Origin of the sequence: Sinorhizobium prairiense, assembly GCF_029201645.2 — a bacterium.
GTDB lineage: Bacteria > Pseudomonadota > Alphaproteobacteria > Rhizobiales > Rhizobiaceae > Sinorhizobium > Sinorhizobium meliloti_A.
Genome location: NZ_CP104132.1, coordinates 159261 through 181737, shown reverse-complemented (window position 1 = coordinate 181737; position 22477 = coordinate 159261). Strand labels below are relative to the sequence as shown.

The following is a 22477-nucleotide window of genomic DNA, read 5'->3' as shown; positions in this document are numbered from 1 at the left end:
CTTCCGGGGGAGCTCAGGCACTGGAGCGCGCTCTCCAGCCAGTAGTAAAGTCGAGTGCCGTCATCATCTGAAAACTGTTGCACCACTGCACGCCGAGATCGTTGCAAACGTCAGGAATCCGCCTGTTTGCTCTCTTGCAGCTCGGCTTGGACGCCTCGACTGTCACAACGACACGACTCTCCGGAGCTACCAGGGCGTAGGCGATCAGGAATGGATCCCTACCCACTTCAATGATCTCGGCTTCATTGAGGTCAAGCGCATATCTGTCCATCACCGCCTGAACGTGAATGGCGTCTACGTCCTCGTCAAGCAGGAGTGCCTTGCTATTGTCACCGTCCCTGAGCCATTCGGCCAAATCGTCCGAGCCGCCGGTAATCTCTTCTACGATTTCGAGTGGCATTTTGATCGCCCCGCTCTCGCCCATATATGAGAGCCAATCCCAAAACTCGGGAACCCGATGAATCGGGTAATACTGGTTCTTTGCGGTGATCAGGACGTTCGCATCGAGCAGATACACAGTGAACGCCTCAAGCCGCGGTCTCGGTCAGGGCATAGACATTGCTCGGCTTCACACCGAGGATGGCGGCGGCCTTGGACGGAGACAGGGCTCCTTCGGTCAGCATCCGGCGAGACAGCTTCAGGAGCCGATCACCGAGCCGATGCCGGCGCACGACATAATAGCTCGGCCCACGGTCGTTCTCCTTTACACGAGCGGCATTGCGGTTCTGTAGCCACTGCTGCCGGTAGAGGCTCGTAACGGCCGCCCACATTTCGTGGCTGATCAGACCCTCGCGGAAGAGCTTATAGGCGACCATGGAATTGCTGACCTGTCGGTTCGCGGCAATTGCCGCTATGCGGCTGATCACCTCGGCCTGCGGCGCGTCTCTCAAGTCGTATTGCTGGGCGAGCTCGGCCGCCGGCAGCAGGACGCGTCCGGCAACGTCGTTGCAGAAAATCTCGACTGGTGTTCCGGCCTTCGATCCGCTCACACCGGTTTGACCGAGGAAGATATGCGCCAGCTCGTGCAAAAGCGTAAAGGACCAGGCGGTGTCGCTATCCTGATCATTGATGACCACGAACGGCGCTACCGGATCCGCAAGTGCAAAGCCGCGGAATAGTTCTACGTTCAGGGCACTGTGGTGACTGCCGAGATTGCCGATCAGTAGGACGAAGATGCCAGCCGCCTCGACCCGTTCGCGCAGGTATGCAAATCCTTTGGGTGCGCCGGGCCTCTGACCTCGCCGGAAGTCCTGTAGATCGAAAGATAGTGTTCGGATGATCTTGTCGGCCAGCGCATCAGCGCCGTCGCGCCGGTCGAAGGAGCCGACGAAGGGCAACTGAACAGCCTCGTCCTCAGTTTCCAAAAGGCTCCGGACCATTTCTTGCCGAGCCCGCACCTCTCGCAGAAGCGCAGAGACTAACGCCTCGTCCCGCTGTGCGTAGTGCTCGGGAAGCGTGCGAAAATCCTGTCCGCTGGCGACCGGTTGCGGAGGCTCTGCCATATAGAACGTGAGAAGAGGCCGTCGATATTGGTTTGCCATCTTTAGCAGAACGGGCCTGGAAGGTTCGGTCTCTCCTCTTTCGAGCATGGAAAGGCGTTCAGCGCCGGTTATGCCGCGCGCCGGTCCAATACCCACCTTTTCGGCCGCTTCTTCCAATGTCAGCCCGGCGGTTTCCCGAGCCCAATGGAGAATCGCTGGATTCACCTTCGGCACTTGCTTCCTCTACTCGCTGCGTGCGTTGCCAGCCAGGATATCAGCAGAAATGCAAACGCAACGTTATGACAGATATAGAACGAACCGGCTTTTGCCTAGCATGGCACAAATGCTGTCAGAGCAATAAATGTTGAGATAGATATCCGTTCCCAAGGAGTGCGGAATTACGCGGTCTGCAGTTCGAGTCCCTTCAAGGCGTTCCACCTGGAACCCTCGCCCAACTCATTTTTTCGGGACGGCTTTCGGCTTGGGTTGATACAGGCGCCGCTTGACGTTGGAGCGCAGAGCATTGCGGAGATCTTTGTCCACGATCGAAAGGTCGAACCATTCCGAATCAAAGTATCCACCGCACCACAGAATAGTTTCGGAATATTCGGGATCTTCCCGATCGGCGATGATCTCCAGGAACCGCTCATAACCGGACACGCCACCAACGTCTTCGGGCGGTCGCGCCCTTTCCCCGGCGATGCACTTTCCTTGTTTGGGCGTAGAAGCGAGCGTCAGGAACTCCTCAACCGCGACGGTGTGACGCCAGCCATCCCCGAAATCATAGTGGTAGCTGAAGACAGCACCTTGCTCGAAGTCCAACAAGCGAACCTCTCTCTGATCGAAGACCCGAGGATCCTCATCGGTCGCATCCTCCATCAGGGTCTCGACGTCGCCATACCGCAGACCACCGATGCGGAATTCATAGAGATGATAGTTCCACCAGTTGAATGCGGCCTGAATTCCGAGATGCAGGTGCTCCAGGTTCCAATGGGCAGGCAGGACCAAACGGCGCCAGACGTCCGGCTCGATCTCGTCGATGGAAACTCTGATCTGCACAGCGTTTGCGGCTTTGAACATTGGAAGAATGAACAAGGTTGGGAGAAGATGGTCAAGAAGGCCGCTCGATCGTGGCACTTTATTGGAATTGGATCGTCCTGACAGCGATCTGCCGGCTTGTGCAGCCGTCGAGGCATACCATCTCTGGTGTAACCTCCGAACTGGACCATCGCCATGGATCGAAGCGCGGCCGACACGCTGTCGGAATCCTTCATTGAAATTCTTCCGCCGGAGCGCGATGGCACTTGTGGACCGGATGCAACGAGATGTCCGTGCTGTCGAAGGTTACGTCCGGCCTCAAGCATGGATGACGATGGCTGCGGGATCTGCGACGAATGCCTGGCGCCGTGACCTCCTGCAGAGAAGCACCTGCACCTGTTCTGGCAAGGTTCGAAGAAGCGCTTGCCAGATTGCCGGGCCGCTATATGGACGGATCTTTTTGTGGCCGGCCATGGGGCGTGACCGTGAAGCGATCGGAGGATGGCAAACGGATCTGGCTCTACGGCGAGGAGCTTGGGCAAGGGTCCGGCCCACAATCACGCCGGTGGCGAATGCCGCAGGCGGAAACCAGTATCCCCGGTAAAAGCGATAGCCAGGACGCGCGACGACGACGCCACGATAGCCGTTGAAGTAGTGGACGCCGCGGATCACATAGAATCCGTGCCGGTGCGCGATTTCCTGCAGGAGGACGTCATTTCCGACCGTCACGGAGGGTCGATAAAGCGAATTGGCTGATGCCGGGCCAGCGTGGGTAAGCAGTAGGAGCGCTGCGGCGCCAAGGGCGGCGATTGTCTTATTCATCGCGGTTTGTGTCCTGTTGTTGTGAGCTGAGTTGACGCTTAGCGTTGACGAAGCGCCCTGAGTTCAGAGATGGATAGTGCACGGTCGCCGTTGCTGTCGGCACGCAGAAGCCGATCAGGAATGAACTGTGCGAATTCCGCTTTCGTAATGTGGCCGTCGCCGTTCGCATCCATCCAGCGGGCCTTATTTTCCAGACCTTCCGCCGTTGCCATTTGGAGCCGGCCGCCCTCTCTCACGCGCTGAAGGGCGGCCTTTGCCTCACTACTTTCGAGCACGCCGTTTCGATTTGCGTCCAAGCGGTCGAACAGGGCCGCACGCGCCGCCTGAATCTCGGTAAACTGAAGCGCTCGATCACCGTTTTGATCCATTTGGCGGAAAGCCTGCCGAGCTTTCTGTCCGTCCGCCGCACAAGCGCTGCCAGTCGCAAGGACAACCATCACGCCGGCCAGCAATCTCAAATTCATTCTATTCTCCACTTCCTCGGATGGGATTGCCATCAACGCGAGCTTCTACGCGCTTGGGTCGCAGGTCCTACGCCTCGACTCGCATTTTTCGTTTTGAAGGCCGCAGTCGGGCGCTGCGCGCTCGACCGGTCAGGAATCGGTGAATGCGTGCGTAGGAGGAGAGCCGGCGGTTCGTATTGGTCCACGTAGCTGCCCATCAACCGAAGGAAGACAATCAATGAAAATGGCTTCATCCGTGCTGGTCATAGCGCTGATCGCCGCTCTCTCCCTGCTGGCGTTCTCGGCCCAGGCGCAGACAGCGTCGTCGATCCTTCAGCGGCTCGACGCGAACAACGACGGTGCTGTGTCGCGCAACGAGATCGTCGCGGCAAGCGCGAAACTCTTCGCACGTCTCGACGTGAACGGCGACGGCGTAATCGACGAAGACGAAACGGAATGGCTCCGCGATGCGATCATGGATCGCGCGACGGCGATGCAGGCGCGTCTCGGAAACCAGATGCGCCGGCTCGACGCGAGCGGCGACGGAAAGGTGTCAAGAGACGAGTTTCGCGACCGCACGCTCTTCTTCGATCTTGCCGACCGGGACGGAGACGGAAAGCTGTCGGACCCGAATTTCTCGTCATCCGCGGCATCATGGTCGGCCGTTAAGGTTGACCGCCGCTACGAGCAAGAATTGAATTAGTACTGAGGAGTTCATGATGATTATATCCTTGAAAAAGACCTTAGCCGCACTTGGCGTTGCCATGGTGCTTGGTGCGGCCCCGGCCGTGTCGGCCGAGTGGACGCGCGATACGCGGAACGGTGGCCAGATCACCCGCAGCGTGACAAGGGCCGGCAACCTCTATTCAGGACAGACGACACGCGTCGGGCGGAATGGTGCAACCTACACGTCGAATTCGACCTGCCGTGACGGCTTCGTCGACCGGTGCCGGCGCAGCTATTCCGCAACTGGCCCGAACGGCCGAACCTACTCCGGCAATACCGTGGCGGCGCGAGGCCCCCACCGCGTGAGGTCCATCGGTGTTCACACCGGGCCACGCGGAAATGTCGGCATCGGCCTTCGCCGCCACTCAAGGTAAGTCGGCGTGAGCCAAGCGCATGCCCCGGAAATCGCAAACCTGCCGGAGCGCCTCGACGACGAGGCGCTGCTCGCCCGCGTGGCTGCGGGAGAGCAGCTTGCTCTCCGGCAGCTGATAGACCGGCACGGACGCGGTCTACGTCTGCTCGCCGGGCGCTATCTTGGTGGTTCCGATGAAGCCGAGGATGTTGTGCAGGACGTCTTCATCTCGGTCTGGAAGAACGCGAAGCGTTTCGATCGTTCGAAAGGTCGCGCGACCACTTGGATCTATCGGATAGCAGCAAATCGCTGCATCGACGTGCGGCGTTGGCGCAAGTTCCGCATATTCATCGGATTCGAGGAGGCGCACGAACGGCTTCCGTCAGAAGATCCTGAGGCCGATACTTTGATCGGCGCGCGGCAGGAGTTGGCCATTGTTCGCGCCGGCCTTGAGAAATTGCCGGAACGGCAGCGCATGGCGCTGCTCCTCCGTGCAGTCGCCGACCTTGACGTTCCCGCGATTGCGGAAGTGATGGAGACGAGTGCCGGATCAGTGGAGCAACTGCTTGTCCGAGCGAGGAGAACGCTGCGCGCCCAGCTTTCGCGGGCTGGGGCGTCTGAAGAACAAAATGGAAGGAAAACGAAATGAACAGGGGCGAATTCGAAGGCTTGAAACTCCGGTTTGGCAATGATGTTGCGTCTTGGCCGGCGCCTTTTCGGCGCGAGGCGTTGTCGTTCCTTGCGCTGGCTCGACATGATGCGTCCAGCGAGGACGAAAGGCTCGACCGTCTCGTACTTGAGGCAACGGTCGCGCCGACCGACGAGCGCGGGCTCGCTCGCAATGTGATGGCCAAGATCGCGCAGCCGAAGCGCCGAACCTTTGGCATAGCGATCGATTTTGGATCGTGGTCGATGCCGGCGACAGCCGCGAGCATGGCCCTTGCTGTTACCGTCTCGGCAGTCGGCGGATATGTGGCTGCGGGTGTGGAAACGGAGATCTCCGACAACGCTCTCTTGGCCTTTGCTGTGGGCGTACCGCCTTCCGAACTTGCAGAGTCAATCACCGTCACACGAAGCAACGGAGGCCGCCTGTGAAACGGTTTTCATGGCCGCGAGCGATCCTGTTCGCCGTCTTCGCAGCTTCGCTAGTCGGGAACTTCTTTTCGCTCGGGTACATCCTGAAGAGCCAGCGTGACGCACCGGCAATGTCCATTCTCGCCGAAGGTGCGTTCTCTGCATATCCTGAACAAGTTCGCGTCGAATTCCGTCGCTTACTTCGTGAGAACAGGGCGCGGACCGTTGCGGCACTCGGTAAGCTGAGGGAGGCGCGTCGGCAATTGGCGTCGGTGGCGAGTACGTCGCCGCTCAACGAGGAGGGTATCACGAAGGCGATGACCGACGTGCGCGAGGCGACCGAAGCACTCCAGCGGCTGATGCAGGACCTGCTCTTGCAGGCGCTTCGCTCGACGGAGCGTACAAAATCGCAACCCTGATTGAATTGGATGTCAAAGCCGATCCGAGGCGACATCTTCGTGCAGAAGCAGAGCGCCAAATGCCCTTCTAGTGCGGATTCCGCTGTGGGCAAGCTCTCGGGCTCTCGGGGACCTTTGACTGAGGTAAGCAGTTCCGCCCTTATTTTTATAGTCGCACCGATCTGATTATTTCGGCGCATCTCTACCTGTGGATATGAGCGGATACGAGTCAAATGGTCCGAAGGATATTATTGATAGCGTACAACGGAATTACGGCGCTTGATCTTGTCGGGCCTATGCAGGTCTTCTCAACCGCTACCGGAATTTCGAAGGCCACGAGCGGCGTTGACCTTTACAATCTCGTTGTGGCGTCTGTGGACGGCGGAACGGTAACGACGTCGACCGGTTTGCAGATCGTCGCTCAGCCTCTCCGCGCAGTCAGGCAGGAGCAAATCGACACGATTATCGTGCCAGGCGGAAGGCCGAACGACAACAGCGTTTTCGACGCTAGCCTGGTCACTTGGCTAGCTGAAAACGGCCCGCGCTCCCGCCGCGTTTGCTCCGTTTGCGTTGGGGCTTTTCTACTTGCAGAGGCGGGCTTGCTCGCTGGTCGCTCTGCCACGACGCATTGGGACTTCACCGAAACGCTAAAGCGCAAATGCGCCGGTGCGACCATTCTTGACGGCCCGATATTCGTTCACGACGGCAATATCTGGAGTTCGGCCGGTGTAAGTGCAGGCATCGATCTAGCGCTCCATCTTGTCGAGGCGGATCATGGCCGCAAGCTCGCGATGGATGTCGCGAAGATGTTGGTCGTTTATTTCCGCCGCCCCGGAAATCAGCACCAATTCAGCACAAACCTGTCACTTCAGGCTTCGAGCGACACCGATTTCTCCGATCTCCTCACCTGGGCCGCCGCCCATCTGAAAGAAAACCTATCCGTTGAGGTGCTGGCGGACCGCGCGGGCATGAGCGTTCGTTCGTTTACCCGAAAGTTCCGGGCGGCAGTCGGATTACCCCCAGCAGCGGCCATCGGATTCGTTGTTGCCTGGAACAAGGAGGATCCGACCTCCATCAGAGACGGCATCATCGACATTGCCCGGTCATCGCCGCGCGGAGAGACATAGAGCCAACGAGCCGGTTGCGGTTGTAATCCGGAACCATCGCGCCCGCCAGCTATTGTTGCGCGAAAGGAGAGCGCCGATGACCACTGATATCCGAAACGCCACGTTCTACGTATTGGAACAGGACGATCCCTCCACCCCCACCGACGCAATTCCCGTCAGTTTCGAAGAAGCCTTTAAGGAGGCTGAAAAGCTCACCGCCAGCGGTCGCGCTGTTCACGTTCTCTACACCGAGGAGGCAACTCAGATGCAGTTGACCCGCTTTGCCGAAGCCGGCATCCGAACAAGCCTTGCTCCGCAAGGGTAGGGAAACTGCCGAGGGCCAAGCGCTATCTTGCTAGCCCACCTTCCGGGACTTCATCGCCTGGCGGCGAGCTCTCCGCGAGACCAAGAATCCGCTATTTCGGCGCGGATGGCAGCCACGCTGGGCTGATTGCAGCTCCTCTGCAGCCAGCCTGGGAGCGCGTTTCGAATCGCATGCCTCACTTGGTTCAAAGCGGCAACGCGGTCCCGGAATGCCGCTGGCAGATATCGAGGAGTCGATCCTGCAGTGCCGTGTCCGAGGCTTCTGGATTGGATGCGCGAGGACGCATGTGATAGAAATATTGGCCAGTAACCCGCGCGGGAGGATCGTCGCTCACCGCCAGCCAAGCCTGGGTCCGAGGTGCCTGGTCCGTGTCGTCGGGTGCACCTGGCCCGCCCATCCGAGTCGGCACCCATCTCGGTTCCCGCGAATTCGACAGAACGCTTGGCCACAGGCGCGCGACGGCAAAGGCGAGCAGAACATCCAGGAGCTTGCTCTCGGCGTAGGCGGTGGAGCCGTCCCAGCGGCGCTGCGTCCAAAGCGCATCGCCCAGATTGGCGTGCGCATGCTGGTGCATGCCCGAGCTCAGATAGACGAGCCGAGCCGGACGCTCCATCAGGCAGGTTAGGACGTAGGGTGCCATCACATTGATTACGAACACATGGGGAAGGCCGTCTTCGGTCTCGATCCGCCGTGGCTCGCGATAGCCGACACCTACATTCCGTCCCGGTTTTCCCGGGCCAGGCGGGCCGTCCCACTCTGACGAAGACAGAGGAATGAATGCGCGTCGGGACCAGCCGTGTGATGACCGCGCGACATTGCTCCGGAATGCCAAGCGACAGTAGGTAGTGGTGCCACACGGGTTGCAGCACAGCTGGCTCTCGGTTCCAACTGTTGCGCTCCACCGGACATGCCTACCAAGAGCCTTGCGGAATGGGATGCCATACGCAATGAGATCGGCATCCAAATCGGTGGCGAAGGGCCTGATCGGTGGCTCAATATCGTCTTTACCGGCGACCTGGAATGGGCAGAATAATTGGGTCTTCCTCATGTGTGGAAGACCCTATGTCGCTTGCCAGTTAAAAGTGAGAATGCGGAGGTTCCAGCCAGGTTTGGCATTTAAAGCTGAGATTCCGAGCGGCCGGATTCTCAATTAACTGCAACTGCGAGGAGGCCACCGATCGGCATGTACGGGTCATGATCTCGTCGATAGCGCTGCTTAATCGCACTTGATTCTGACCCATCACTTGGCCGCGCAGCATTTGCGAGCATCTCCGGTCCGGCTCGCTCGACGCTCGACGATGGCTACTCCGGCAAGCAGAGCTGGTCGCAGGTGAAGCGGCAGGACCGGACTTGCTGGTGTAGGCAGGTTCCGTAGCGACGACACCATCGAGATTTGGAATGATTGCACCGAGCACCCTGAATCGCCACGGTTCGCAGCTTCGGGGAACGGGTCTCGGCACCCGTCGCATCAGCAGAATCCGCGCGATTTCGGCCGGCGATGTCCAGGTTCGGACACCGCGCTCCGCTTCATCGTCGAGGAGTCGTTCTCCTATGAGCGCAGTCTTATGGTAGCGGCTGAAGGGGGAGGGGACGCCCTGCCTGCCTGTGTGCCGCAGCAGGCCGCCGCACAGCGGACAGGTGATGCGCCAGCCGAGAAGCTGGCTTCGAAGAACGGCTCCGGCCCGGTCACCCGGATGGCAGGCTGTGCAGGACTGCAGCGACCTGGCTGCGATCAGGCGTCGCGATGACATTGCTACATTCGAAAAGCTCATACGGCGCACGGTAGCCGGTTCGGTCGAGAAGATGTGGGCGAGGCGGATGACCTGATCGCCGTTCAGATTGAGACCGGCCGCGCGTGGAGACGACGTCTCAGGGAGACCATGCCGCAGCATAACAAGTGGCGAGACCGCATGGAACTCGGCATGCTGGCCGACCGTCGATGTCATTAAATGCCGAGCGACATGAATGGCCATTGACAATTGACCTCGGTTGGAGTGGCAAACACTCACTACTTCGTTGGCTCAATTCGAAAGCGCCCGATCAAGATGGAACAATTTGAATACTGCACGGCATCCCGTTCACCGACGGTGGAAGAGTACCTGCATCTTCGCTCTATCGCCGGGCTAAGTGCATTTTCGCAGGATGCTGCCCGGCTAGGGCTGAATGGTACGGTCTATTCGGTCGTTGTTACGCATCAGGGCGTGGCAGTCGGGATGGGGCGGTTGATCGGCGACGGAGGCTGCTTTTTCCAGGTCGTCGATATCGCTGTTCATCCCGACCACCAGGGACGAGGACTAGGAAAAACAGTCATGGAGGCGATAATGACGTATGTCTCGCGAGAGCTACCCGTCTCGGCGTATGTCAGCCTGATCGCCGATGTTCCTGCGAACAAACTCTATGAAAAGTTCGGCTTCAAAGAGACTGCTCCGAGATCGCTGGGAATGGCATATCGCGTCACTTCGGCCGGACGTTAGAACTAGACGGAACGACGAACGCTTGTGGCGCGCAAAGCGGACCTATTGAGCTCCATGTTCCGTTTTGTGCGTCAAAAGTCGCATAATGTATCAACAGGAACGGCGTTGTCGCCGGCCCGAGTTGGTGATTCGGCCATGAGACAGTTGCGGCGGCTCTAGAATTTGTCGTGCATGTGCATTACGTTGGCAATGAAGGAGATTGCATATGGCTTCAAATGCACTTGTTCAGACTCGAATCGATGCCGAGATCAAAGAGCGCGCCACGGCGGTTTTAGAGAACATGGGTCTGACGGTCTCGGACGCTGTTCGAATCCTGTTAACTCGGACGGCGAATGAGGGCGCCCTGCCGCTGGAACTCTTCAGCCACAGCGAGGCGCACGACGCTTGGTTCCGCGCCAAAGTGCTGCGGGCACTCGAGGATACCCGACCCGACGTCGACGATGCCGACGCCGATGCGCACTTTCGAGAGCGCCGGGCGGCAGCTTTGCGCAAGGCTGCGGCGGGTGATCGATGAGGCTCGTCTGGGCGCGATATGCGCTTGACGATCGCGACACCATCTTCAGTTACATCGAAAGGGAGAATCCGAGGGCGGCGGTCCACGTCGACGAGGAGATCGTCAGCGCGGTACGTCGTCTGCTTGATTTTCCGGAAAGCGGCCGCCCTGGCCGGATTGCCGGAACTCGAGAGCTTGTCATCCCTCGGACCCCCTACATTGCAGCCTACATGGTAATGGAGGATAGAATTCGAATTCTCCGTGTCCTGCACGGCGCTCAGAAGTGGCCCAGCGAGCTCGACGACGGGTAGAAGCAGCCTCACTCATTGCGTCGTGGGCCCCAGCAGTTCCCTAAGCACGCCGATTATCAAGAGGTCGAAGGTTCGATCCCGTTCAAGGCGCCCAAGATTCCAATCTCCACGGCAGATGCTTGTGGCAGGCCGAGTGATTCTGACCGCTTGCTGAACACGGTGATCGCAGAGATCACACCGGTGAACTGTAAGACGGCCGTGGAGAAACATCAACCGGCCGTGCGGTTGCCCCGCACGGCCGCAGAAAAGTCCGCCCGCGTTCAGCTCTTGAAGTGTGCTGCTTCCTCGGATCCGCGAGTCGCGTCTCCGGCGCTGTAGGAGTGGGCGCCGGCGCCGGCGAGCTTGCCGCCGGAGACGATCAGATATTCCTCGCGGATCGGCCTGCCCTCGAACCAGCATTCGAGAATCTCTCGCGTGCCCGCGGCGTAGCGCGCCTGGGCGGAGAGCGAGGAACCCGAAATATGCGGCGTCATGCCGTGATGGGGCATCGAGCGCCACGGATGGTCCTTGGGCGCCGGTTGCGGGAACCAAACGTCACCGGCATAGCCGGCGAGTTGGCCGCTTTCGAGCGCCCGTGCGATGGCATCGCGATTGCAGATCTTGCCGCGCGCGGTGTTCACCAGATAGGCACCGCGCTTCATCTTGCCGATCATCGCCTCGTCGAAGAGGTTTTCCGTCTCCGGGTGGAGGGGCGCGTTGATCGTCACGACGTCGCACACGGGCACCATTTCCGCCGCCGTCTGATGGAAAGTAACGCCGAGCTCCTTCTCGACCTCGTCCGTAAGCCGGTGCCGGTCGGTGTAGTGCAGCTTGACATCGAACGGTTTGAGCCGGCGCAGCACCGCGGTGCCGATCCGCCCAGCGCCCACCGTGCCGATGTCCATGCCCTCGATGTCATAGGAACGCGCAACGCAGTCGGCGACGTTCCAGCCACCTTTTACGACCCACTGGTAGGAGGGGATATAGTTGCGCGCGAGGCTGAGGATCATCATCACCACATGCTCGGACACGCTGATCGAATTGCAATAGGTCACCTCGGCGACGGTAATGCCGCGATCAATCGCGGCCTGCAGGTCGACGTGGTCCGAGCCGATGCCGGCGGTGATCGCAAGCTTCAGCCTGGCCGCCTTGACGATCCTCTCGGCGGTGAGGTAAGCCGGCCAGAAAGGTTGCGAGATGACGATCTCGGCGTCGACGAGCTCCCGCTCGAAGACGCTGTCGGGACCGTCCTTGTCCGATGTCACCACCAGGGTATGCCCTTGGCTTTCGAGAAATTTTCTCAAACCCAGCTCGCCGGAGACGCTGCCCAGGAGGGCGCCTGGCTCAAAGTCGATCGCCTTCGGGGTGGGGAGCGTCTGGCCGCCGGGGTAGCGCTCCAGCGTCGGCAGGCCATCCCGCGCGTAAGCCGTCGGGTAGCCATCGACCGGATCGTCATAAAGCACGCAAACGACCTTTGCCATTTCCATCTCCCTTCATCGGAAACGAAGAGGAAGGGCGCGACCTGTTCAAGACTGCCGGTCAATGCGGACGAACAGCAGGGCGACATGCTCTGTTGACGATCTGTGGGCAGCAGGCTTGCTCCTGGCCCTCCCACGTTCGTGGAGCTAGTACTGCGCGAGAAGATGGAGGAGCCGGGCGAGGTTTCAAGTGGCCGCAGCGACTGACAGCCAGTTGGTCGCAGCCAAAAAGATGACAGGCGCTGCTGCATCCACGCCGTCAGGCCAGCAGATTGCCCGAATGGAAAGGGACCTGGCAGCACTTCAGACTCAAGTGAAAAGCGCGAGGAAACTTACGGCATCGACAATCTGCGCACGCGATACGTTGCCAAGCTGCTCGCCAACACTCGCATCACTCGGTGGCTTTCGTATCACCGCCCAGAATGTCTTGGGGAGTTTCAGAAAATCGCTGAGATCGAAGCGATCGGTCCTCAGCCGGAGGCCCCGGAGGCGTAAAATTCCTTATGGGGCAGAGACGTGGCCCACTGGAATCACGAAACGTTCCCGGCTTGTTCGTCCAGGATCGCATAATGTATCGGGCCTTTATCAACGAAAGACAGCAATATACTTGCTAACCAAGGGTTGCGATGCGATTCTTCGGGCATGATCCGAAGGAGATGAGAATGTCGGAAACGATGCTTGCAGCGCTTACCAACATTCGGACCGCGGAAGATATGATCGTGGCCTTTCGCGATGAGGAGCAGTGTCGGAGATTGCTGGAAAGCATGGTGTGGCCGGGTGGGAGAGTTTGCCCTTCCTGTGGTTACAAACGCTCGATCGCGATCGCCGGGCGCGATATGGGCAAGCGGCGTGCGCGTCCGGGTCTCTATCAATGCTCCAACGGCGATTGCCGGTTCCAGTTCACGGTGACGACACACACGCCTCTGCATTCCACAAAGCTTCCGTTGAGTGTCTGGCTGAAGGGCATGTGGCTTATGCTGCAGTCGGATAAGGGTTTGTCCTCGGTGCGCCTGGCCGAGGCTTTGGGGGTGAGCCAACCCACGGCCTGGCGGATGGGACACGCGTTGCGTCTCATGGCGGCGCGCGAGCACATGCTCGATGGCACAGTGGAGATCGATCATTTTCATCTCGGTGGGCGACCGAGAATAAATCCGGACGATCCACCGCCTGGACGAGGCCGAAAAGGTCTGCCGAACACGCAGAAGACACCTGTCATGGTGATCGTGCAGCGACCAGATGACGTCACACCCGGCAATCCGGCCGGTGACGCCCGTGCGGCGGTGGTGACTGGTCTTTCGCTACGTGCAGCGGCGCGCGCGGCCGAAGCGCAGATCGACCCCGACGCCTGCTTGATGAGTGACGAGGCGACAGCGTTCATAGCCCTTGGCGAGAACTATGCCAGGCATGACACCGTGAAGCATTCCAGCCGCGAATACGTTCGTGACGCCGTTCATGTCAATTCGGTCGAAGGTTTCAATCCCCGTGTCCGCCGCACAATTGCCGGCGTCTTTCATCATATCAGCCCGCAGCATGCCGACCTGTATTTCCACGAGATCGGCTTCCGCTGGTCACAGCGCATTGTTACGGGCCAGGCGGTGCGGAAAAGCCGAAATGGCAAGGAACGCATGAAAACCCTGTGGTCGCGGGTGCCGCCGGCGCTGCAATTGCTGCAAGTCTTTCACGTGGCTACCGGCCGCCAAATGCGCAGAAGCCCGGATGGTGGGATCATCGTCAAATCAGCAGTCGCTGTCTTTGGTGATAAAGGCGATGTATCGCGTGGAACACCCACTTAATCGGAACTCTGTAGTCGAATCCCGTACATCTCAACCGTGCCTCGATTCCTCACTTCTATAGATCGATGATGCTTCCGCCACCTACGCAAGAGAATCATTGGGGATGCCCAAGAATTCTCACAGAAAAAACCGGACTACCTAAAAAATAACCTGGAACTGCTGGCGCTTCCGCGCGTTGTTGGGCAAATGTCGCGGAAGATACATCAGATGGCACCGGTCACAATACTGCTCGCCGAGGATGAAACACTGTTGCTGATCGATTTCGAGCAGGGGCTAACCGAGGCGGGATACGCTGTCCTGGCGGTAACGAGCGGCAGTAAGGCGTCAGAGCTCTTGAAAACGGCAACGGTAACCATACAGGGGTTGGTCACCGACATCCGCTTCCGCCAACTGCCAGACGGTTGGGATGTGGCGCGTTGCGCGCGGGAGATCAATCCTCAGATCCCTATAGTCTACATCAGTGGAGACGGTGCGCCCGATTGGGCGTCGAAAGGCGTCCCGAACAGCATCATGCTCGAAAAGCCATTCGCCAGGGCACAGTTGGTGATGGCAATTTCTCAACTGCTCAATGACCGGCAGATAGGGATGCCGGCGACATGAATGCGACGGCTGCAGTCGGGTTCCAGAGCAGGAAACGCGATAACGGACGGAAAAACGCACCGGCGTCTTCGCAACGAAGGTCCCGTAGGTTTGCCTGCGGCGCTGAAATCGATGGAGCCTCAGAACAGCCTTGAAGGGAAGCCTTTGGCAGCTCTGAAGTCAACATACCGCCTAGCGGCTGATGGTTTGCCGTGGAAGCGCTCACCCCGATATGTTTGAGCGTTGTGATCGGTAACATTCCTACGACCATCGCCGTCGGAAATTACGGAGGTCTTGTCGCGGCGCTCGAGCTCAAAGCCGGATTTCTGACCCTCGACAATCGAATTCATCCTTGCGCATTCGACAGCAGAGATGTCGATGCCCCCAAACCGGCATTCCGGGAGCCGCTCGACGGCGTGGCATCACATGTCCCGCCGCGGCAGAGGGTATGCGTCGGCTTCGTAAAGCGTTCGCATCTGCTGGCTATTATAACGGGTCTCCTCGACCTCCAAAACGGTGCCGCGGAGCATGGATGGCGGCATGTCCTCGATCGCATAGCGAAGTGCTTCAGCAACTGAATCAAAGCGTTTGTACCGAAGCCGGCTCGTTCTCCTTACCGTCTTGCAGGGGTATAATCCTGCGCCGGCACTGTAATCAATCGCCATGGGTTCGCTCGTTGGCTACAAAGAAAGTGTAGCGGCAATGTATCATACGTTTCTCGAGGCGCTGCTGCCGCTCAATGGGCTTTAGCTCCCGCATTTGGACGATTTGCGTAGCGCGTATCTTCTGCAGCTTGGCGGCATTTGAACCCTCGGGCGTTACCCGCCGGACCAGTTTTCCGCCGCAAGGCGGGGCTCGTCTATCATGAAGGGTATCCTAAGCGTGGACGCGCAACGCAATTGCGTTCAGCGCGATCATCTCCTGCCAGAGGGCGGCGTGGAGACGTTACAATCTGGATCGGCAGCAGCGGACGCACCGGCGGCTTTTCTGCTCAGACAGAGCTATTTCGGCTTCTAGCGAAGGCTGAGTCCGGTGTCCGCGAACTTGACCTGAGCGCCCGGAACGCCAGGGACCGGTGCTGCCGTCTTGTCCTTCTTTGGCTTTCGAGCTTCCCGATCACTTCTTCCCTGGCCTTTGGCCATCTGGTCCTCCTGAATTTTCAGTAGTTTGACTTTCAATGGTCGGCATCGCCAGCCCCCTGCGTCCAGTCAGCAAGGACGAAGCGTTCCAACTCGGAGGAAGGAGAGCCTCGCGCCCAGTGCTGCTGACTTGAACCGCTTGATGCGTGGTGCGGCTGCGGGCTCGCCTTCACGAATCTGCCGAAGCCGAGCGTTCGCGCCGTATCCAAACCCGCTGACGCTGACGAGATTACGAGCTGTACTGTTAAGGTGGAGGTCGGAAGACATGCTGTCCTCCTTTCGTTGGGGCCAGGACACCAAGGCCCCGAAGCAGCAGTGCCCTTGATCCGCCTGCTGAAGATAGCAGCATGCATGCTTTGACGGACATGCGCAATGGCGACCGGCTCTTTGTTATCGATCAAAGGGTGAAAGGTTTCGCACGACGAGCCGACTCCGAGCGAAGCGGCCAACGATACCAGGCCGCGCCGGCACGAAGGGCAGGTGCGACAACGATACGAGTGGCACGAGATGGCAGGCAAAAGCGACCAAGGACAGTAATGAGTTGCTCTAGCGGGCTGCGACTAAGCATCTGGTAGTTGGATCGGCCGCATCGTTCACATCGGTTGCAATGGACCTCGCCGCCGGCTCAATGAATCCCTTCTGCGGAGCAGTTCTCCTTCGAACATCGCGATGCTTGGATCATTTGCAACAGAGCGACCAAAGCTCAGCTGCCGGCGCGCTGAAAAGGGCGGCGTTCTGAGTTAGATCCAGTGGCGCCGGCTTGCATCGGACGAGTTGCTGGGAAAGCTCTTTCCGTCTTCGGCGGGACTTCCCCCGCGTGCCTGTCAGGTCTCATCCCGCAAACCCGCCCTCGTCCAAAAACTCCTGCTCCTCCTCCGTCATCGTCCGCCCGAGAATCACGTTTCGGTGCGGGAAGCGGCCGAAGCGGTGGATGATGTCCCGATGTCGTCTCGCGTGGGAAAGGCTCGACCCGCCGAGGCGGGCGGCAAGCTCGACCGATCGCTCCTGATCGGCGAGCTTTTCAGAATGGCCGAAGGGGAGATAGAAGAAGAGTTGCAGATCTCGCGGTCCGTGGAGATCGTAGCCGACGTCGACGGCGGCCCGGGCAATGCCGAGCGCCAGGGAGTCCGTGTCGTACATGCGCGGCGTGCTGCGAAAGGCATTGCGCGGGAATTGATCGAGGAGAATGAGCAGCGCTAGCGTCTTTTCCGGCGACGCCGTCCACTTAAAAAGTTCGCCGCGCGCAGCCGCCTCGTGGGCCGCGAGGAAGCGTTCGCGAAACGCGCAATCGAATTCGGCGTCCTTGGCAAACCAGCGTGCCGGCCCGGCCTGGCGCCAGAAGGCGATTACAGCAGCCGCCTCGTCCGGCGCCGCAAGCGCTTCGCGCAGCCGCGTGTTGAAGGCTGGGTCGGCCGGGGTCGGGGCGCGGCTTTGCGCCTCGGCTGGCTGAAGACTGCGTAGCGTTAGGGATTCGATATACCAGCTGAAGTCGTTCATATCTTCCTCCGCTTGAGTTGCGGCGAGGCCGCGTCGCCTGGCCCATTGCAGAGAGAAATACGCCGTTGCCGATACTGAATGAAGTGATATAATTTCAGGATTATGCTGAACAAGATCGATCTTTCTCGCGCCGATCTCAACCTGCTGGTGCTGTTCGAAACGGTGCTCGAGGAAAGAAATGTCGGCCGCGCGGCCGCGCGACTGAACCTCTCCGCCTCCGCCGTCAGCCACGGTCTCGGCCGCCTGCGTCGGCTGTTCAATGATCCGCTCTTCCTCAAGACGCCGAAGGGTGTGGTACCGAGTGAGCGCGCCAAGGAGCTGGCGGCGCCGATCGCCGACATTCTGGCGCGGGTGAGAAGCGTTGTCTCCACCGCGGAACCGTTCGATCCGGAGCGCTCCCGCCGCCGGTTCACTATCGGCACTGCCGACGGTTTCTCGGTGTTCCTGCCACCGCTGCTTGACGAAATCGCCCGCACGGCGAGGGGTATCGACATCGTCGTGCGGCACATGCAGATGGAGGCGGCGCTTTCCGATCTTGACGGGCGGCTGATCGATGTCGCGGTCGCGCCATTTTACGAGCTGCCGGCACGTTTTGCCGCCGAAACGCTCTATGAGGAAGAATTCGTGGTGGCGGCGCGGATCGGCCACCCGTTCCTGAAAAACCCGACGCTCGAAAACTATTGCCGCATGCAGCACCTGCTCGTCGCGCCCCGGGGCGATCCCACCGGCCTCGTCGATCAACTGCTCGAGAGCCGTAACCTATCCCGCCGGGTGGCGCTCGCCGTGCCAAATTTCATGTTGGCGCTCGATCTCGTCGTGAAAACCGAGCTGGTTTCCGTTTTGCCGAAGCGCTTCATTGAGATGCACGCGGGGCGGTTCGCCATAGCCACTGCACTGTTGCCGCTGGACCTTCCCGTGGGGAGCGTCCAGGCAGTTGCGCCAAAGGCGGCGCTGATGGATGCCGGTCTCGTCTGGCTTCTAGAGGTGCTCGGCCGGGCGGTGGCAACGAGTTATCAATGAGCACCAAAGCTGGAGCTGCTCCATCGCATGAAGGCGAGCTAAACCGTTAGTCAGTTGGCCGATGAGCTTGGGCATCGCCTAATGAGTTTTGGACTGTTGCTGTTGTTTTGGCAACTCGTCTGGGCGGATCACGGGCGTTCTTCCGACATCAGGAGCGGGCTCGAGCAATTCGGTGTCGCCGGCGATCTCGCCTCGCTTCACAGCGACGGCAACAATCTAGCGAAGCAGACGGCGCTCAACGCAAAGGGCGAAGCATTCCCGTCGCGGCGTCAGTCCGAAACGCAACAACAGTCTTACCGGCTCCAATGATGATGGAACAGCCACGGCGAAAACGTGCGGTAACTGGATAGATCGCATAATGTATCGACTGGAATGCTTGCCGTCGCTTCGGCTGATGGCACGCGGGGCGTGGTGCCAGCTTTCATGCGCTCAAATCATGGCCGGAGTTTGCTTCGCCGTTGACAGCGCTTGTAGCGAGAAGCTTTGGGGTATCCGCCACGCGCCAATCTGACATGCTAGGCAATCTGTCTAACCTGTGTGGCGCAACGCTGCGCCACACAGGATGATCCCGCGTTACTTTCCCGCCGCTTGGGCAGCATACACGTAGCTGTCGTAGCTGTATTCGGCGACGCGGAACCACTCGAAGGACTCGTCACGGAACTTCTTCCAGGCAGGATAGATCTTCGCCCAAGCGGGGTGCTTCTCGCTGTATTCGGCATAGAGCTCAAAGGTCGCCTTAAAGGCGGCGTCCATCACGTCGCGCGGCATCGGGCGAAGGTTGACGCCCTTGCCGACCAGGGAGCGGATCGCCGTCGTGTTCTTCACGTCGTAGAGCGCCTGCATGTTGATGTTGGCAGCCTTGCAGGCCGTGTCGAGCGCGACCTTGTAGGGCTCGGGCAGCGCTTCGTATTGCGCCTTGTTGATAAAGAAGTGAATGGTCAGCCCGCCCTCCCAATAGGCCGGGTAGTAGTAGTAAGGAGCAATCTGGTAGAAGCCGAGGCGCTCGTCGTCATAGGGGCCGACCCATTCGGCGGCATCGATCGTGCCGCGTTCCAGCGCCGGATAGATGTCGCCGCCCGGAAGCTGCTGCGGCACGACCCCAAGGCGCGACATGACTTCGCCGGCAACGCCGGCAATGCGCATCTTGATGCCCTTGAGGTCATCCAGCGTCTTGATCTCATTGCGGAACCAGCCGCCCATCTGGGCACCGGTGCCGCCGCCAGGCTTGCCTACGATGCCGTATTCCTTCAGGAACTCGTCATAAAGCTCGTTGCCACCGCCGTGGTAGAGCCAGGCATTCTGCTGGCGGGCGTTGAGGCCGAAGGGAATGGTCGAGCCGATCGCGAAGGTCGGGTTTTTTCCGGTGAAGTAGTAGCCGCAGGTATGGGCGATTTCCACGGTGTTGCTCTGCACCGCGTCGACCGCCTGGGGGCCCGGCACCAGTTCGCCGGCCTGGAAGACCTGGATCTGGAACTTGCCCTCCGTCATCTTCGACAGCGCTTCCGCCATGACGACGGCGCCGCCATAGATGGTGTCGAGATTGTTCGGGAAGCCGGAAGTCAGGCGCCATTTCAGGGCCGGGAGTTCCTGGGCGATTGCAGGTGCCGCGAGCGAAGCCCCGGCGACCGCTGCCGCGCCGCCGAGCGCGCCCTTGGTCAGAAAATTGCGGCGATTCAAAATATCAGTCATCGTATCTCCTCAGGTGGCTGCGTGTCCGGCCGGCGCGGATGTCCAACCGGGACCGTTGGTTATGGTCAGTTGGACTGGGCTGGCCGGCCGAAGCTTGGCTGCGGCGAACCGAATTCCGGTGCTTGCGCTCCGAAGGACGGCATCGAACTGTCATCAGACGATTCCGGGGCGCCGAAGGGCTGCGTCGGCGTTCCGAACGGGCTTTCACCCTCGGCACCAGGCATAGGCACATTCAGCTGGATCGTTGCCGGATCGACCGCCGCCTGACCGGATTTGTAGTGGGTGACCAGACCCGGGAATGCCACGACCATCGCGACCATGAACAGTTGGATCCCGAGGAACGGCAGGGCGCCCATGTAGATCTGGCCCGAGGTCACCGGCTGGATCGTCGCGCCGGTCACCCTGTCCTTGTAGGCCCGGTTGGGTGCAACAGAACGCAGGTAGAACAGCGAGAAGCCGAAGGGCGGATGCATGAACGAGGTCTGCATGTTGATCGCCAGCATCACGCCGAACCAGATGAGGTCGATGCCGAGCGCATCGGCGACCGGCGCTAGCAGCGGGATGATGATGAAGGCCAGCTCGAAATAATCGAGGAAGAAGGCCAGGAAGAACACCAGCAGGTTGGCAACGATGAGGAAGCCGATTTCCCCGCCGGGGATCGAGGTCATCAGGTGCTCGACCCAGATATGGCCGTCGACGCCGTAGAAGGTCAGCGAGAAGACGCGCGCGCCGAGCAGGATAAAAATCACGAAGGACGACAGTTTTGCCGTGGCATAGAGCGCCGACCTCATCATGGAGAGATCCAGGCGGCGGTTGGATGCGGCCAGGACGAGCGCGCCGACGGCTCCCATCGCGCCGCCCTCGGTGGGCGTCGCAAGGCCGATGAAGATCGTGCCGAGCACCAGGAAGATCAGAACGAGCGGCGGCACCAGCGAGGTCACCACCTTGCGGCCAAGCCTCCAGCCGCGCAGTATTCGGGCCTCCGGCGGCAACGCCGGAACGCTGGCGGGCTGTAGGTAGGACATGAGAATGATGTAACCGGCATAGATCGCAACGAGCAGCAGGCCGGGCACCAGCGCGCCCTTGTACATGTCGCCGACCGAGCGGCCGAGCTGGTCGGCGAGGATGATCAGCACGAGCGACGGTGGAATGATCTGTGCGAGCGTTCCCGACGCCGCGATCGTACCGGCCGCCACGCGGCGGTCGTAGCCGTAGCGCAGCATGATAGGCAGGGAGATCAGGCCCATCGAGATGACCGAGGCCGCGACGACGCCAGTGGTAGCCGCAAGGATCGCGCCGACGAAGATGACCGCGAAGGCAAGCCCGCCGCGGACCGGACCGAACAGCTGGCCGATCGTATCGAGCAGGTCCTCCGCCATGCCACTTCGTTCCAGGATCAGCCCCATGAAGGTGAAGAACGGAATGGCAAGCAGGGTTTCGTTCGACATTTGCCCGAAGATGCGGTCGGGCACGGCGCCGAACAGATTGATCGGCAGCAGGCCCATTTCGATGCCGATGAAGCCGAAGACAAAGCCGACGAAGGCCAGTGCGAAGGCGACGGGATAGCCCATCAGCAGCACGATCACCAGCGACAGGAACATGATGGGCGCGAGGTTTTCCGCGAAGAAAGCAAACATGGGATCGGTTCCTGGCGTTAGAGCGTCTGGGCTTCGGCGTCGGCAAGTGCCGTCGCGTCGGGCATGTCGCCGCGCAAAATGGCTACGCGCTTGATGAGCTCGGAGACACCTTGCAGGGTCAGCAGGCCGAAGCCGATGGGGATCAGCGCCCAGACCGGCCAGAGAAGCAGGCCGCCGGTGTTGTTCGACACCTCACCGCTCAGGAACTTCGACACCACGATCGGCCAGGAGAGATAAATGGTGATGAGGCAGAAAGGGAACAGGAAGAAGATCGTGCCGAGAATCTCGACCCAGAGCTGGGCCTTGCGCGGCATGTGGCCGTAGACAAGGTCGACCTTCACATGTTCGCTGCTAAGCAGGGTAAAGGCAGCCGCGATCAGGAAGACGGCCGAAAACAGGTACCACTGCGCTTCGAGCCACGCGTTGGAGCTCAGGTTGAAGAGCTTACGCGTGACGGCGTTGACGGCACTGATCAGCACCGCGGCAAGCAGCAGCCACGACACCGATTTTCCAATAAACGTGTTGAGCGCGTCGATGACGCGCGACAGCGACAAAAGGCCGGACATGATGAATTCCTCCCCGGCCGGCACCCTCCGCCGACCGTCATCGGAACTCGTATGGCG

The 22477-nt window shown here is 60.0% G+C and carries 24 protein-coding genes and 4 pseudogenes; 16 read left to right on the top strand and 12 right to left on the bottom strand.

Annotation, left to right across the window (positions count from 1 at the left end; translation table 11 throughout):
• Positions 1-13: 13 nt before the first annotated feature.
• The 4 genes and pseudogenes from N0Q91_RS20545 to N0Q91_RS20530 all read right to left on the bottom strand — a co-directional run bounded on the left by N0Q91_RS20545 (position 14) and on the right by N0Q91_RS20530 (position 2561).
• On the bottom strand, positions 14-517 hold the full coding sequence (locus tag N0Q91_RS20545) for a DUF4411 family protein (RefSeq protein WP_275598537.1): 504 nt from the start codon (positions 515-517) through the stop codon (positions 14-16).
• A 10-nt stretch (positions 518-527) separates the two neighbouring features.
• Complete coding sequence (locus N0Q91_RS20540) at positions 528-1364, bottom strand: ImmA/IrrE family metallo-endopeptidase (protein WP_345774933.1); 837 nt, start codon at positions 1362-1364, stop codon at positions 528-530.
• Positions 1365-1574: 210 nt separating this feature from the next.
• Positions 1575-1637 (bottom strand): annotated as a pseudogene (locus N0Q91_RS20535) (hypothetical protein); the annotation flags it as partial.
• A 300-nt stretch (positions 1638-1937) separates the two neighbouring features.
• Positions 1938-2561, bottom strand: coding sequence for a plasmid pRiA4b ORF-3 family protein (locus N0Q91_RS20530; RefSeq protein WP_127712630.1), 624 nt, complete (start codon positions 2559-2561; stop codon positions 1938-1940).
• 314 nt (positions 2562-2875) lie between these two features.
• Here N0Q91_RS20530 and N0Q91_RS20525 point away from each other — a divergent pair.
• Positions 2876-3058: pseudogene (locus tag N0Q91_RS20525) on the top strand (hypothetical protein); the annotation flags it as partial.
• A gap of 321 nt (positions 3059-3379) precedes the next feature.
• Here N0Q91_RS20525 and N0Q91_RS20520 read toward each other — a convergent pair.
• A complete protein-coding gene (locus N0Q91_RS20520) occupies positions 3380-3805 on the bottom strand; it encodes an EF-hand domain-containing protein (protein ID WP_275598535.1) in 426 nt (141 codons plus the stop codon).
• A 217-nt stretch (positions 3806-4022) separates the two neighbouring features.
• On the opposite strand from N0Q91_RS20520, the gene N0Q91_RS20515 reads away from it, so the two are divergent.
• The 7 genes from N0Q91_RS20515 to N0Q91_RS20485 all read left to right on the top strand — a co-directional run bounded on the left by N0Q91_RS20515 (position 4023) and on the right by N0Q91_RS20485 (position 7765).
• A complete protein-coding gene (locus N0Q91_RS20515; RefSeq protein ID WP_275598534.1) occupies positions 4023-4487 on the top strand; it encodes an EF-hand domain-containing protein in 465 nt (154 codons plus the stop codon).
• Between the two features lie 16 nt (positions 4488-4503).
• A complete protein-coding gene (locus tag N0Q91_RS20510; protein ID WP_275598533.1) occupies positions 4504-4884 on the top strand; it encodes a hypothetical protein in 381 nt (126 codons plus the stop codon).
• A 78-nt stretch (positions 4885-4962) separates the two neighbouring features.
• The gene (locus tag N0Q91_RS20505) at positions 4963-5511 is read left to right on the top strand and encodes an RNA polymerase sigma factor (protein WP_275598532.1); all 549 of its coding nucleotides are present in this window, start codon (positions 4963-4965) and stop codon (positions 5509-5511) included.
• Entirely contained in the window at positions 5508-5957 is a 450-nt protein-coding gene (locus N0Q91_RS20500) for a hypothetical protein (protein ID WP_275598531.1), read from the top strand. The genes N0Q91_RS20505 and N0Q91_RS20500 overlap by 4 nt, the downstream gene beginning before the upstream one ends.
• On the top strand, positions 5954-6355 hold the full coding sequence (locus N0Q91_RS20495) for a periplasmic heavy metal sensor (RefSeq protein ID WP_275598530.1): 402 nt from the start codon (positions 5954-5956) through the stop codon (positions 6353-6355). Before N0Q91_RS20500 ends, N0Q91_RS20495 begins: the two co-directional genes overlap by 4 nt.
• A gap of 212 nt (positions 6356-6567) precedes the next feature.
• Entirely contained in the window at positions 6568-7461 is an 894-nt protein-coding gene (locus tag N0Q91_RS20490; protein WP_275598529.1) for a GlxA family transcriptional regulator, read from the top strand.
• A gap of 76 nt (positions 7462-7537) precedes the next feature.
• Positions 7538-7765, top strand: coding sequence for a hypothetical protein (locus N0Q91_RS20485; protein ID WP_003525968.1), 228 nt, complete (start codon positions 7538-7540; stop codon positions 7763-7765).
• A gap of 184 nt (positions 7766-7949) precedes the next feature.
• Here N0Q91_RS20485 and N0Q91_RS20480 read toward each other — a convergent pair.
• A pseudogene (locus N0Q91_RS20480) lies at positions 7950-8483 on the bottom strand (Rossmann-fold NAD(P)-binding domain-containing protein); the annotation flags it as partial.
• Positions 8484-8687: 204 nt separating this feature from the next.
• Between N0Q91_RS20480 and N0Q91_RS20475 the strand changes: the two are divergent.
• The 4 genes and pseudogenes from N0Q91_RS20475 to N0Q91_RS20460 all read left to right on the top strand — a co-directional run.
• A pseudogene (locus N0Q91_RS20475) lies at positions 8688-8798 on the top strand (cation transporter); the annotation flags it as partial.
• A 1012-nt stretch (positions 8799-9810) separates the two neighbouring features.
• Positions 9811-10239: a GNAT family N-acetyltransferase gene (locus N0Q91_RS20470; RefSeq protein ID WP_275598528.1), complete on the top strand. Its 429-nt coding sequence runs from the start codon at positions 9811-9813 to the stop codon at positions 10237-10239.
• Between the two features lie 205 nt (positions 10240-10444).
• Positions 10445-10753, top strand: coding sequence for a type II toxin-antitoxin system RelB/DinJ family antitoxin (locus tag N0Q91_RS20465; RefSeq protein WP_275598527.1), 309 nt, complete (start codon positions 10445-10447; stop codon positions 10751-10753).
• Positions 10750-11043 (top strand): type II toxin-antitoxin system RelE/ParE family toxin, encoded by a 294-nt coding sequence (locus tag N0Q91_RS20460; protein WP_010967243.1) that lies wholly within the window; start codon positions 10750-10752, stop codon positions 11041-11043. The genes N0Q91_RS20465 and N0Q91_RS20460 overlap by 4 nt, the downstream gene beginning before the upstream one ends.
• A 260-nt stretch (positions 11044-11303) precedes the next feature.
• On the opposite strand, the gene N0Q91_RS20455 is transcribed toward N0Q91_RS20460, so the two are convergent.
• Positions 11304-12503: an NAD-dependent formate dehydrogenase gene (locus N0Q91_RS20455; protein WP_275598526.1), complete on the bottom strand. Its 1200-nt coding sequence runs from the start codon at positions 12501-12503 to the stop codon at positions 11304-11306.
• Between the two features lie 659 nt (positions 12504-13162).
• Between N0Q91_RS20455 and N0Q91_RS20450 the strand changes: the two genes are divergently transcribed.
• Entirely contained in the window at positions 13163-14293 is a 1131-nt protein-coding gene (locus N0Q91_RS20450) for an IS1595 family transposase (RefSeq protein WP_275598525.1), read from the top strand.
• A 207-nt stretch (positions 14294-14500) separates the two neighbouring features.
• Positions 14501-14893, top strand: a complete 393-nt coding sequence (locus N0Q91_RS20445) for a response regulator (RefSeq protein ID WP_275598524.1) — start codon at positions 14501-14503, stop codon at positions 14891-14893.
• Between the two features lie 401 nt (positions 14894-15294).
• Here N0Q91_RS20445 and N0Q91_RS20440 read toward each other — a convergent pair whose 3' ends face one another.
• The gene (locus N0Q91_RS20440; RefSeq protein WP_275598523.1) at positions 15295-15537 is read right to left on the bottom strand and encodes a hypothetical protein; all 243 of its coding nucleotides are present in this window, start codon (positions 15535-15537) and stop codon (positions 15295-15297) included.
• A 1305-nt stretch (positions 15538-16842) separates the two neighbouring features.
• A complete protein-coding gene (locus tag N0Q91_RS20435) occupies positions 16843-17508 on the bottom strand; it encodes a DUF924 family protein (RefSeq protein ID WP_275598522.1) in 666 nt (221 codons plus the stop codon).
• Positions 17509-17610: 102 nt separating this feature from the next.
• Here N0Q91_RS20435 and N0Q91_RS20430 point away from each other — a divergent pair, with 102 nt between their 5' ends.
• Positions 17611-18528 (top strand): LysR family transcriptional regulator, encoded by a 918-nt coding sequence (locus N0Q91_RS20430; protein WP_275598521.1) that lies wholly within the window; start codon positions 17611-17613, stop codon positions 18526-18528.
• 54 nt (positions 18529-18582) lie between these two features.
• On the top strand, positions 18583-18837 hold the full coding sequence (locus tag N0Q91_RS20425) for a hypothetical protein (protein ID WP_275598520.1): 255 nt from the start codon (positions 18583-18585) through the stop codon (positions 18835-18837).
• A gap of 264 nt (positions 18838-19101) precedes the next feature.
• Here N0Q91_RS20425 and N0Q91_RS20420 read toward each other — a convergent pair whose 3' ends face one another.
• The 3 genes from N0Q91_RS20420 to N0Q91_RS20410 form a co-directional block, all read right to left on the bottom strand.
• Positions 19102-20217, bottom strand: coding sequence for a TRAP transporter substrate-binding protein (locus N0Q91_RS20420; protein WP_275598519.1), 1116 nt, complete (start codon positions 20215-20217; stop codon positions 19102-19104).
• Between the two features lie 65 nt (positions 20218-20282).
• The gene (locus tag N0Q91_RS20415; protein ID WP_275598518.1) at positions 20283-21854 is read right to left on the bottom strand and encodes a TRAP transporter large permease; all 1572 of its coding nucleotides are present in this window, start codon (positions 21852-21854) and stop codon (positions 20283-20285) included.
• 17 nt (positions 21855-21871) lie between these two features.
• A complete protein-coding gene (locus tag N0Q91_RS20410; RefSeq protein ID WP_275598517.1) occupies positions 21872-22420 on the bottom strand; it encodes a TRAP transporter small permease subunit in 549 nt (182 codons plus the stop codon).
• Between the last annotated feature and the right edge of the window lie 57 nt (positions 22421-22477).

What these genes read in the sequence shown, in the direction of transcription:
- N0Q91_RS20455 (WP_275598526.1), bottom strand. Translation starts at nt 12,503, where the DNA reads ATGGCAAAGGTCGTTTGCGTGCTTTATGACGATCCGGTCGATGGCTAC.
- N0Q91_RS20450 (WP_275598525.1), top strand. Translation starts at nt 13,163, where the DNA reads ATGTCGGAAACGATGCTTGCAGCGCTTACCAACATTCGGACCGCGGAA.
- N0Q91_RS20490 (WP_275598529.1), top strand. Translation starts at nt 6,568, where the DNA reads ATGGTCCGAAGGATATTATTGATAGCGTACAACGGAATTACGGCGCTT.
- N0Q91_RS20510 (WP_275598533.1), top strand. Translation starts at nt 4,504, where the DNA reads ATGATTATATCCTTGAAAAAGACCTTAGCCGCACTTGGCGTTGCCATG.
- N0Q91_RS20515 (WP_275598534.1), top strand. Translation starts at nt 4,023, where the DNA reads ATGAAAATGGCTTCATCCGTGCTGGTCATAGCGCTGATCGCCGCTCTC.
- N0Q91_RS20445 (WP_275598524.1), top strand. Translation starts at nt 14,501, where the DNA reads ATGGCACCGGTCACAATACTGCTCGCCGAGGATGAAACACTGTTGCTG.
- N0Q91_RS20415 (WP_275598518.1), bottom strand. Translation starts at nt 21,854, where the DNA reads ATGTTTGCTTTCTTCGCGGAAAACCTCGCGCCCATCATGTTCCTGTCG.
- N0Q91_RS20440 (WP_275598523.1), bottom strand. Translation starts at nt 15,537, where the DNA reads ATGGCGATTGATTACAGTGCCGGCGCAGGATTATACCCCTGCAAGACG.
- N0Q91_RS20470 (WP_275598528.1), top strand. Translation starts at nt 9,811, where the DNA reads ATGGAACAATTTGAATACTGCACGGCATCCCGTTCACCGACGGTGGAA.
- N0Q91_RS20465 (WP_275598527.1), top strand. Translation starts at nt 10,445, where the DNA reads ATGGCTTCAAATGCACTTGTTCAGACTCGAATCGATGCCGAGATCAAA.
- N0Q91_RS20485 (WP_003525968.1), top strand. Translation starts at nt 7,538, where the DNA reads ATGACCACTGATATCCGAAACGCCACGTTCTACGTATTGGAACAGGAC.
- N0Q91_RS20460 (WP_010967243.1), top strand. Translation starts at nt 10,750, where the DNA reads ATGAGGCTCGTCTGGGCGCGATATGCGCTTGACGATCGCGACACCATC.
- N0Q91_RS20530 (WP_127712630.1), bottom strand. Translation starts at nt 2,561, where the DNA reads ATGTTCAAAGCCGCAAACGCTGTGCAGATCAGAGTTTCCATCGACGAG.
- N0Q91_RS20500 (WP_275598531.1), top strand. Translation starts at nt 5,508, where the DNA reads ATGAACAGGGGCGAATTCGAAGGCTTGAAACTCCGGTTTGGCAATGAT.
- N0Q91_RS20420 (WP_275598519.1), bottom strand. Translation starts at nt 20,217, where the DNA reads ATGACTGATATTTTGAATCGCCGCAATTTTCTGACCAAGGGCGCGCTC.
- N0Q91_RS20430 (WP_275598521.1), top strand. Translation starts at nt 17,611, where the DNA reads ATGCTGAACAAGATCGATCTTTCTCGCGCCGATCTCAACCTGCTGGTG.
- N0Q91_RS20520 (WP_275598535.1), bottom strand. Translation starts at nt 3,805, where the DNA reads ATGAATTTGAGATTGCTGGCCGGCGTGATGGTTGTCCTTGCGACTGGC.
- N0Q91_RS20435 (WP_275598522.1), bottom strand. Translation starts at nt 17,508, where the DNA reads ATGAACGACTTCAGCTGGTATATCGAATCCCTAACGCTACGCAGTCTT.
- N0Q91_RS20410 (WP_275598517.1), bottom strand. Translation starts at nt 22,420, where the DNA reads ATGTCCGGCCTTTTGTCGCTGTCGCGCGTCATCGACGCGCTCAACACG.